This is a genomic window from Streptomyces sp. NPDC020362 (assembly GCF_040642095.1).
Lineage (GTDB): Bacteria > Actinomycetota > Actinomycetes > Streptomycetales > Streptomycetaceae > Streptomyces.
The window spans coordinates 1-8826 of sequence record NZ_JBFAET010000285.1; the positions used below are offsets into that span (position 1 = coordinate 1).

Genomic DNA, 8826 nt, shown 5'->3' on the forward strand with positions numbered 1-8826 from the left:
CCTTCCCGGACATACTCCCCGTCGTTGGGGGCCCCGGCGGCCCCGCCACCCTCCGTCCACAGCTCCCCCGCCCTCCCGGCCTCCAGCGCCGCGTGCACGCCGGGAGCCGAAGCGGAAGCGGAAGCGGGGCGGGAAACAGCTTCGGAACCGGAACCGGATGCGGAAGCGGAAACAGCTCCGCGGACTGCTCCGGAGACGAACTGCGACGGCATTGCGGCGGCCTCCCGCACCCCCTCGGTTTCCCGCACCCCCTCGGCCTCCCGTATCCCCGAGGCTTCACCTGCCGCCTCGGCCTCCCGCACCGCCTCCCCCGTGAACGCCTCCACCAGTGCCCCCAGCACCGCCACGAGCCCCCTGCCGCCCGCGTCGACCACCCCGGCCCGCTCCAGCACTGCCAGCTGGCCAGGAGTCGCCGCCAGGGCCGCCCTGGCGCCCTCGTAGGCGGCCCGCGCGACCGTCCCGCAGTCCCCCTCGGCCCCCTCGGCGGCGTCGGCCGCGGCCGAGGCGACCGTCAGCACCGTGCCCTCGACCGGGTGGGCCACGGCCTCACGGGCGGAGTCGGCTGCGTGCCGCAGGGCCAGTCGCAGCCCGGCGCCGTCGATGCGGGACGCCTCGCCCGCCTCGCGCGCGGCGAGCACCTGGGCCATGCCCCGCAGCAGCTGGGCGAGGATCGTCCCGGAGTTGCCCCGGGCCCCGATGAGCGCCCCGTGGGCCATCGCGCGCACGGCGTCGGCGAGCGACGGCTCCTGCGCGCCCGTCCCGTACCCGGCGAACACGGCCTCCACGGCGGTCGCCGCCGACTCCAGGGTCAGGTACAGATTCGTTCCGGTGTCCCCGTCGGCCACCGGATAGACGTTGATCGCGTCGATCTCCTCGCGCGCCCTCCCGAGCGCCCCCAGCGCCAGACCGCACCAGGTGCGCACCGCGAGAGCATCGAATGTCTGCGGCACCTGCGCCACCTGCGCCTCCCTGACTGGCTGGACGTGGACGCAGCGTAGACCCCGGAGTGGTGTGCTCCGGAAGAGGGCCGGGAGCGGGCCCCTGAGCTGCCATGGTAGTTTCGTTGTGCTGGCGCAGTCGTTGTATGCTGCTCCGGTTGCCCGATCCACATCGGGCCGTTCCCCTGGCAGCGCCACTCAGATCTCTGATCCTGCGATCTCGATCCCGGCATGCCGGGATTATCCGTAAGTGCATCTGAAGTCTTTGGAGTGACCCGTGGCTGCCAACTGCGACGTCTGCGGCAAGGGGCCGGGCTTCGGCAACAACATCTCGTTTTCGCACCGCCGTACGTCCCGTCGCTGGAACCCGAACATCCAGCGTGTGCGTACCGTGGTCGGCGGGACGCCGAAGCGCGTGAACGCTTGCACCTCGTGCATCAAGGCCGGCAAGGTCTCGCGCTGACGTTACATCCGCGCGCGGCCACTGTCTGGTTCGCTGCACTGAGCCGGTCCACCTGAGGGTGGGCCGGCTTTTTGCCGTGCCTTCTGCCGAGCCGTCGGCGTTCCGCCCGGATCAGGTCCTGCCGAGCCACCGGCGTTCCGCCCGGATCAGATCAGGTCCCGTCGCGCTCCTCGGCGTCCCACCCGGGGCAGTTCCTGTCGCGCTCCTCGCCGACCCGCCCGGATCAGTGCCTGAAGCGCCACCCGTGGTCCACCGGCCCGATCCCCGCGCCCAGCGCGAACCCGGCCGCGATCGCCCCGGTGACGTACGCCTTGGCCTCCGTGACGGCCTCCGGCACGGCCAGCCCCTTCGCCAGCCCCGACGCGATCGCCGAGGCGAGCGTGCAGCCCGTGCCGTGGGTGTGCCGGTTGTCGTGGCGGGGTGCGCGCAGGAGGTACTCGTCGTGGCCGTCCGTGAGCAGGTCCACGGCGTCCCCGGGCAGATGCCCGCCCTTGATCAGCACCCACCGCGGCCCGTACTCCAGCACGGCCCGCGCAGCCCGTCGCAGATCGTCCTCGGACTCGACCCGCACCCCCGTGAGCCGGGCCACCTCGTCCAGGTTGGGAGTCGCCACGGTCGCCGCCGGCAGCAGCCTCGTGCGGACCGAGTCGAGCGCGGAGGCGGCCAGCAGCGGGTCGCCGTGCTTGGAGACGCCCACCGGGTCCACCACGGCCGGCGCGTCCGTGCCGGAGATCAACTCGGCGACCGCCTCGACCAGTTCGGCCGAGGCCAGCATCCCCGTCTTCACTGCCTGGACGCCGATGTCTTCCACGACGCTGCGGTACTGCGCCCGCACCGCCTCCACGGGCAGCTCCCAGGCCCCCTGCACGCCCAGGGAGTTCTGCGCGGTCACGGCCGTGATCACGCTCATCCCGTGCACGCCGAGCGCCAGCATCGTCTTCAGGTCGGCCTGGATGCCCGCCCCGCCGCCGGAGTCCGACCCCGCGACCGTGAGAACCCGGGCAATCACGACTCGATGTCCCCGAAGTGGTCCCAGCCGCCCTTGCTGGTCCACGGCGCCCCGTCGACGGTCACCTGGGGCAGCGCCGAGGGGTTGAGGACCTCGCCGATGACCTTCCAGCGGGCCGGCAGCTTGGTGTCCGGCGGGAAGGTCGCCACGATCGCGTGGTCCTCTCCCCCGGTCAGCACCCACTGCAGCGGATCCACGCCGACGGCCTGCCCGATGTCGTTCATCTGCGTGGGGATGTCGATCGCGCCCGAGCGGATGTCGATGCGCACCTTGCTGGCCTCGGCGATGTGCCCGAGGTCGGCGATCAGCCCGTCGCTCACGTCGCACATCGCGGTCGCGCCGAGCGCGGCGGCGGCCGGGCCCGCGTGGTACGGCGGCTCGGGACGCCGGTGGGCCTCGACGAAGGCACGCGGGGAGCGGAAGCCCCGGGCGAGCACCGCGTAGCCGGCCGCGGACCAGCCCAGCCAGCCCGTGACGGCCACGAGATCGCCGGGCTGGGCGCCGGCGCGGGTCACCGGCTCCTGGTTGCGCAGATCGCCGAGCGCGGTGATCGACACCATGATCGTGTCCCCGCGCACGACATCCCCGCCGACCACGGAGGCGCCCGCGACCTGGCACTCGTCGCGCAGCCCGTCCATCAGCTCGCTCGGCCAGGTGACCGGGAGTTCGGCCGGGACGACCAGGCCGAGCAGCAGGGCCGTCGGTACGGCGCCCATCGCCGCGATGTCGGCGAGGTTCTGCGCGGCCGCCTTGCGTCCGACGTCGTACGCCGTGGACCAGTCGCGGCGGAAGTGCCGGCCCTCCAGCAGGATGTCGGTGCTCGCCACCACCCGGCGGTCGGGCGCGGCGACCACGGCGGCGTCGTCGCCGGGGCCGACCCGGACCGCCGGGGTGGTGGTGAGACGGGAGGTGAGCTCCCTGATGAGCCCGAACTCCCCCAGCTCACCAACAGTGCCCTTCATTGCCCTTGCTCCCCTTCTGTCCCGTGTCGTGCCCGGTCGCGCGTCATCAGTGTCCCCGATACGGTCTAGGTAACCGTCAACTTCCGTCGTACCTGCACCCTGGCGCGCAAGCCTGGTTCCCGTGGGTCTCCCCGCGAGGACCGGCGACGCGATACCGTGGCGTTCCTTTTCCCCACATGATCCTCGTGGCCGCCCTGGAGGTTCCGTGGTACAGGCGTACATCCTGATCCAGACGGAGGTCGGCAAGGCGTCGACCGTCGCCGAGACGATCAGCAAGATCCCTGGAGTGATCCAGGCCGAGGACGTGACCGGACCGTACGACGTCATCGTGCGCGCCCAGGCCGACACCGTCGACGACCTCGGTCGCATGGTGGTCGCGAAGGTCCAGCAAGTGGACGGCATCACCCGCACCCTGACCTGTCCGGTCGTGCATCTGTAGCCCCCGTCTACCCTTGGCCGGTGAACATCTTCCGTCGCCGGCCTCTCGGCCTGCTCGCGCCCGCGCTGCTGATCGCGGTCGCGGGCTGCTCCTCAGCAGACGACAGCGCCCCGGTCGCGGTTCCCAGCCCCGACGCCCGTACGGCGCCGGTGTGCCGGGATCTGCACCGGGCGCTGCCGGAGAAGCTCGACGGACGGAGCCGTAACGACCCCGCACCCCGGTCCGCCCACACGGCGGGCTGGGGAAGCCCGGCGATCATACTGCGCTGCGGTGTCGTGCGGCCGCCGAAGATGGTCGACCCGAAGGTGGCCGAGGGCGGGGACGCCGACGCCGTCGCGGGCGGGGTCGACGGAGTGGACTGGCTGATGGAGAAGCAGAGCGACGGCAGCTGGCGGTTCACCACGGCCAACCGCGTGGCGTATGTGCAGGTCAGCCTGCCCAAGGGGATGTCGGGACAGGACGGCACGCCGGTGCTCACCGGACTGGCGCTCGCCGTGAAGAAGGCGATCCCCAAGGGGATCGCCTCCATGCGTTGACGGTGCGGCCGCACCCCACAGGGGCGCGGGGAACTGCGCGACCAGCCACAACGGGCCCGCAGACATGCGCCGGCCTCCCGGCGGAGCGTTAACGCAGCCCGGTCGAACGGCGCAGCGCGGCCTGCACCAGGCGGTCCACCAGGTCCGGGTAGCTGATGCCGGTGGCCTGCCACATCTGCGGGTACATCGAGATGGGCGTGAAACCGGGCATGGTGTTGATCTCGTTGATCACGAACTCGCCGTCCTCGGTGAGGAAGAAGTCCGCGCGGACCAGGCCCTCGCAGGAGGCCGCCTCGAACGCCTCGACCGCGAGCCGCCGCACCTCGGCGGTCTCCTCGTCGGTGAGCGGGGCCGGGACGAGGCCGGGCGTGGAGTCGATGTACTTGGCTTCGAAGTCGTAGTAGGCGTGCGCGTCCGGCGGCGGGATCTCGGCCGGGACGGAGGCGCGCGGCCCGTCCTCGAACTCCAGGACGCCGCACTCGATCTCGCGGCCGCGCACCGCGGCCTCCACCAGGATCTTCGGGTCGTGCGCCTGTGCTTCGGCGATCGCCTCGTCCAGGCCGGAGAGGTCGTCGACCTTGGTGATGCCGATCGAGGAGCCCGCGCGCGCGGGCTTCACGAACAGCGGCCAGCCGTGCTCGCCGGCGAAGTCGACGATCTTCTTGCGGGCGGCGGACTCGTCCTGCTCCCACTCGCGCGGCCGGATCACCACGTACGGGCCGACCTTGAGCCCGAAGGAGGTGAACACCCGCTTCATGTACTCCTTGTCCTGGCCGACGGCCGAGGCGAGCACACCCGAGCCCACGTACGGCACTCCGGACAGTTCCAGGAGGCCCTGGAGGGTGCCGTCCTCGCCGTAGGGGCCGTGCAGCACCGGGAAGACCACGTCGACCTCACCGAGGGCCTTGGGCACCGATCCGGGCTCGCTGTAGACGACCTCGCGGCTGCCGGGGTCGACGGGGAGCACCACGCCGCCCTCGGTGGACTCGGCCAGCTCCTCCACGGTGGGCAGGCGGCGGTCGGCGATGGCCATCCGCTCCGGTTCGTCGGCCGTCAGCACCCAACGGCCTTCCCGGGTGATACCGATCGGCAGGACGTCGTACTTCGACCGGTCGATGGCGTTCAGCACGGCGCCGGCGGTGACCATGGAGATCCCGTGTTCGGAGCTGCGCCCGCCGAACACGACGGCCACGCGGGGCTTGCGTGCGGGCTGCTCAGGGCTCTGGGGGAGGTTCTCGGTGCTCATATCGCGTTGAGAGTACCCGGTGGTAGAGCCCTGATACAGCGCCGACGGGCTGCCGGAACAGGGGCGTCGCTCAGCGTCGCTCGGGCTTCGCACTGCGCGACATCAGCTCCTTGAGGGCGACCACCGGCGGCTTGCCCTCGTGCACGATGTCCACGACCGTCTCGGTGATGGGCATGTCGACGCCGTGCCGGCGGGCCAGATCCGCCACGGACTCGCAGGACTTGACTCCCTCGGCGGTCTGCCGGGTGACGGCGATGGTCTCCTGCAGGGTCATGCCCTTGCCCAGGTTGGTGCCGAAGGTGTGGTTGCGGGACAGCGGTGAGGAGCAGGTGGCCACCAGGTCGCCCAGGCCGGCGAGCCCGGAGAAGGTCAGCGGGTCGGCGCCGAGCACGACCCCGAGGCGGGCGGTCTCCGCCAGGCCGCGCGTGATGAGCGAGCCCTTGGCGTTGTCGCCGAGCCCCATGCCGTCCGCGATGCCGACGGCGAGGCCGATGACATTCTTCACGGCACCGCCCAGCTCGCAACCGACCACGTCCGTCTCCGTGTACGGCCGGAAGTACGGCGTGTGGCAGGCGGCCTGGAGCCGCTGGGCAACGTGCTCGTCGGTGCAGGCCACCACGGCGGCGGCGGGCATGCGGGCGGCGATCTCGCGGGCCAGGTTCGGGCCGGTGACGACCGCGATGCGGTCGGCGCCGACCTTGGCGACGTCCTCGACGACCTCGCTCATCCGCATGGCAGAGCCGAGTTCGACGCCCTTCATCAGGGAGACGAGCACGGTGCCGGGCGCCAGCAGCGGGGTCCACTCGGCGAGGTTGGCGCGCAGGGTCTGGGAGGGGACGGCGAGGACGGTGAAGTCGGCGTCCCGCAGGGCCTCGGCCGCGTCCGCGGTGGCGCGCAGGTTCTCCGGGAGCTCTACGCCGGGCAGGTAGTCGGGGTTGGTCCGCGTGGAGTTGACCGCCTCGGCCAGCTCGGGGCGGCGGGCCCACAGGGTCACCTCGCAGCCCGCATCGGCGAGGACCATGCCGAAGGCGGTGCCCCAGGAGCCGGTACCCATCACGGCCGCCCGGAATGGCTTGCTCACTTGCCGCTCTCCTCTTCCGCGCCACTGCGCGAGACGTCCGTGCCGGCCCGGGCGGCCTGCGGACCGGTCACCGGGACCTCTTCTTCGGCCCGCTCTCCCGCACCCGTCCCCGGGGCCTCGCCGCTCGTCCGCGGGGCCTCCTGCCCGGTCTGGGCGTGGGTCTTGCGGCGCTGCTCGATCCGCTCGCGGCGCGGGTCGTAGGGCGTCTCGGGGGCCTTCTCGCCGCGGATCCCCTCCAGCTGGCGGGTGATGGCCGCCATGATGACCTCGGTGGCCTCCCTCAGGAGGTCGGCGGTCATCTCCTGGTCGTAGAAGCGCGAGAGGTCCACGGGCGGGCCCGCGAGGACGCGATGGGTCTTGCGCGGGAAGAGGTGGGGCTTCTTGGCGTAGGGCGGCAGCAGTTCGTTGCAGCCCCACTGGGCGACCGGGATCACCGGGCACTTGGTCTGCAGGGCCACGCGGGCGGCGCCGGTCTTCGCGGTCATCGGCCAGCCGTCCGGGTCGCGGGTCAGGGTGCCCTCGGGGTAGAAAGCGACGCACTCGCCGCGCTCCACGGCGTCGATGGCGGCCCGGAAGGCGCTGAGCGCGTCCGTGCTCTCGCGGTAGACGGGAATCTGCCCGGTGCCGCGCATCGCGGCACCGACGAATCCCTTCTTGAAAAGCCCGCTCTTCGCCAGGAATCGCGGAACCCGTCCGGTGTTGTACTGATAGTGCGCGTACGCGAAGGGGTCCACATGGGAATTGTGGTTCACCGCGGTGATAAATCCACCGTCGGCCGGAATGTGCTCCATTCCACGCCAGTCCCGCTTGATCAGAACCACCAGCGGTGGTTTGCAGAGGACCGCTGCGAAGCGGTACCAGAACCCGATTCTGCGGCGGGACACGCGGACACCTTCCTCTAGGACTTGCTCGGGACCCGGGGGCCGCACAAGTGTCGCCCCAGGCCGCCGGTCTGTCGAGAACACCGTACGCCCGCCCGTCACCCGCCACCGTCCTTGGACGGGGCACACGCATCTCCCCGATCCCGGCGTGCCGGACGGCACGGGTGACAATGAGCGCGACGAGAGAGGGGCGGTACGCCGGTGCAGTGGAGCTTGGTCATCCCCCTGAAGCCTCTGGCGCGGGCCAAGAGCAGGCTGGCGGACACTGCCGCCGACGGGGTGCGTCCGGGACTGGCCCTCGCGTTCGCCCAGGACACGGTGGCTGCGGCGCTGGCCTGCCGGGTGGTCGCGGATGTGGCGGTCGTCACGGACGACGAGCTGGCGGGGCGGGAGCTGGCCGCACTGGGCGCCCGGATCGTCCCGGATGCGCCGGGAAGCGGCCTGAACGCCGCCCTGGCGCACGGCGCCGCCTCCGTGCGGGAAATGCGCCCCCGTGCCGCCGTCGCGGCCCTGAACGCCGATCTGCCGGCCCTGCGCCCCCGGGAATTGTCCCGGGTGCTGGCCGCGGCGACCGAATTCCCGCGGGCTTTCCTCGCGGACGCGGCCGAACTCGGCACCACTTTGCTGGCCGCGGCCCCCGGCCATGCATTGCACCCGGTTTTCGGCATCGATTCCCGCAACCGGCACCGCGCCTCCGGTGCCACGGAACTCCGGCTCACCGGCGTCGATTCGGTACGGCAGGACGTGGACACCGGTGAGGACCTGCGCGCGGCGCTCGCACTGGGAGTGGGCCCGCACACGGCGGCGGTGAGCGCACACCTGCCGGCCCCCGGGCAGTAGGCTGCGGCCATGCAGGCGACCGCATACACGTACGACTCCGAGACGCGCAGCGGCGAGGTGCTGCTCGACGACGGCACCCCGGTGCCCTTCGACGCGGCGGCGTTCGACGCGGGCGGGCTGCGACTGCTGCGGCCGGGGCAGCGGGTGCGGATCGAGACCGAAGGCGAGGGCACGGCCGTCCGCATCACCCTCGTGACGCTCCAGACCCTCTGACCACGGCCCCTGCGGCTCCCGCCGGCCGCGGACGCCGCTCCACGGACCCTGCGGCCACCGGCACACGCGTCCATGAGGCACACACGCCGCGGGGCGGGGGGCCCAGGGGGGTGCGGGCCCGGCGGAGTGGGCGGGTGTCCAACGACGCCGTGGGGGGGGGGGGGTTGTTTGGGGGGGTGTTTGGGGCCGTGGAGATGTTTGGGGGGGGCGTCTTTGGG

The 8826-nt window shown here is 72.2% G+C and carries 11 protein-coding genes; 5 read left to right on the forward strand and 6 right to left on the reverse strand.

All coding sequences use genetic code 11. The features are described 5' to 3' along the window. A partial coding sequence (locus AB0H32_RS44490) for a DAK2 domain-containing protein (protein WP_361134184.1) occupies positions 1-959 on the reverse strand: 959 nt, incomplete at its 3' end. 256 nt (positions 960-1215) lie between these two features. Here AB0H32_RS44490 and rpmB point away from each other — a divergent pair. Continuing rightward, on the forward strand, positions 1216-1401 hold the full coding sequence (gene rpmB / locus AB0H32_RS44495) for a 50S ribosomal protein L28 (RefSeq protein ID WP_009190838.1): 186 nt from the start codon (positions 1216-1218) through the stop codon (positions 1399-1401). Positions 1402-1624: 223 nt separating this feature from the next. On the opposite strand, the gene thiD is transcribed toward rpmB, so the two are convergent. Further along, a complete protein-coding gene (gene thiD, locus AB0H32_RS44500) occupies positions 1625-2410 on the reverse strand; it encodes a bifunctional hydroxymethylpyrimidine kinase/phosphomethylpyrimidine kinase (RefSeq protein ID WP_361134188.1) in 786 nt (261 codons plus the stop codon). Further along, a complete protein-coding gene (locus AB0H32_RS44505; RefSeq protein WP_361134190.1) occupies positions 2407-3372 on the reverse strand; it encodes a thiamine-phosphate kinase in 966 nt (321 codons plus the stop codon). Before AB0H32_RS44505 ends, thiD begins: the two co-directional genes overlap by 4 nt. A gap of 205 nt (positions 3373-3577) precedes the next feature. On the opposite strand from AB0H32_RS44505, the gene AB0H32_RS44510 reads away from it, so the two are divergent. Both AB0H32_RS44510 and AB0H32_RS44515 read left to right on the forward strand, forming a co-directional pair. Continuing rightward, complete coding sequence (locus tag AB0H32_RS44510; protein WP_003997603.1) at positions 3578-3811, forward strand: Lrp/AsnC ligand binding domain-containing protein; 234 nt, start codon at positions 3578-3580, stop codon at positions 3809-3811. Between the two features lie 20 nt (positions 3812-3831). After that, positions 3832-4347, forward strand: coding sequence for a DUF3515 domain-containing protein (locus tag AB0H32_RS44515; protein WP_361134193.1), 516 nt, complete (start codon positions 3832-3834; stop codon positions 4345-4347). An 88-nt stretch (positions 4348-4435) separates the two neighbouring features. Here AB0H32_RS44515 and AB0H32_RS44520 read toward each other — a convergent pair whose 3' ends face one another. The 3 genes from AB0H32_RS44520 to AB0H32_RS44530 form a co-directional block, all read right to left on the reverse strand. After that, positions 4436-5593, reverse strand: coding sequence for a D-alanine--D-alanine ligase family protein (locus AB0H32_RS44520; protein ID WP_361134196.1), 1158 nt, complete (start codon positions 5591-5593; stop codon positions 4436-4438). A gap of 70 nt (positions 5594-5663) precedes the next feature. Further along, positions 5664-6674: an NAD(P)H-dependent glycerol-3-phosphate dehydrogenase gene (locus tag AB0H32_RS44525; RefSeq protein WP_361134199.1), complete on the reverse strand. Its 1011-nt coding sequence runs from the start codon at positions 6672-6674 to the stop codon at positions 5664-5666. Next, positions 6671-7558 carry a lysophospholipid acyltransferase family protein gene (locus AB0H32_RS44530; RefSeq protein WP_361134202.1) on the reverse strand — a complete coding sequence of 296 codons (888 nt, stop codon included), beginning with the start codon at positions 7556-7558 and terminating at the stop codon, positions 6671-6673. The genes AB0H32_RS44525 and AB0H32_RS44530 overlap by 4 nt, the downstream gene beginning before the upstream one ends. 198 nt (positions 7559-7756) lie before the next feature. Here AB0H32_RS44530 and cofC point away from each other — a divergent pair, with 198 nt between their 5' ends. Further along, entirely contained in the window at positions 7757-8395 is a 639-nt protein-coding gene (gene cofC / locus AB0H32_RS44535) for a 2-phospho-L-lactate guanylyltransferase (RefSeq protein ID WP_361134205.1), read from the forward strand. Positions 8396-8404: 9 nt separating this feature from the next. Next, a complete protein-coding gene (locus AB0H32_RS44540; RefSeq protein ID WP_361134208.1) occupies positions 8405-8608 on the forward strand; it encodes a hypothetical protein in 204 nt (67 codons plus the stop codon). Positions 8609-8826: the final 218 nt, after the last annotated feature.

Bases quoted from the DNA above. Each gene is read 5' to 3' on its own strand.
- AB0H32_RS44540 (WP_361134208.1), top strand. From the start codon at position 8,405: ATGCAGGCGACCGCATACACGTACGACTCCGAGACGCGCAGCGGCGAG.
- AB0H32_RS44505 (WP_361134190.1), bottom strand. From the start codon at position 3,372: ATGAAGGGCACTGTTGGTGAGCTGGGGGAGTTCGGGCTCATCAGGGAG.
- AB0H32_RS44520 (WP_361134196.1), bottom strand. From the start codon at position 5,593: ATGAGCACCGAGAACCTCCCCCAGAGCCCTGAGCAGCCCGCACGCAAG.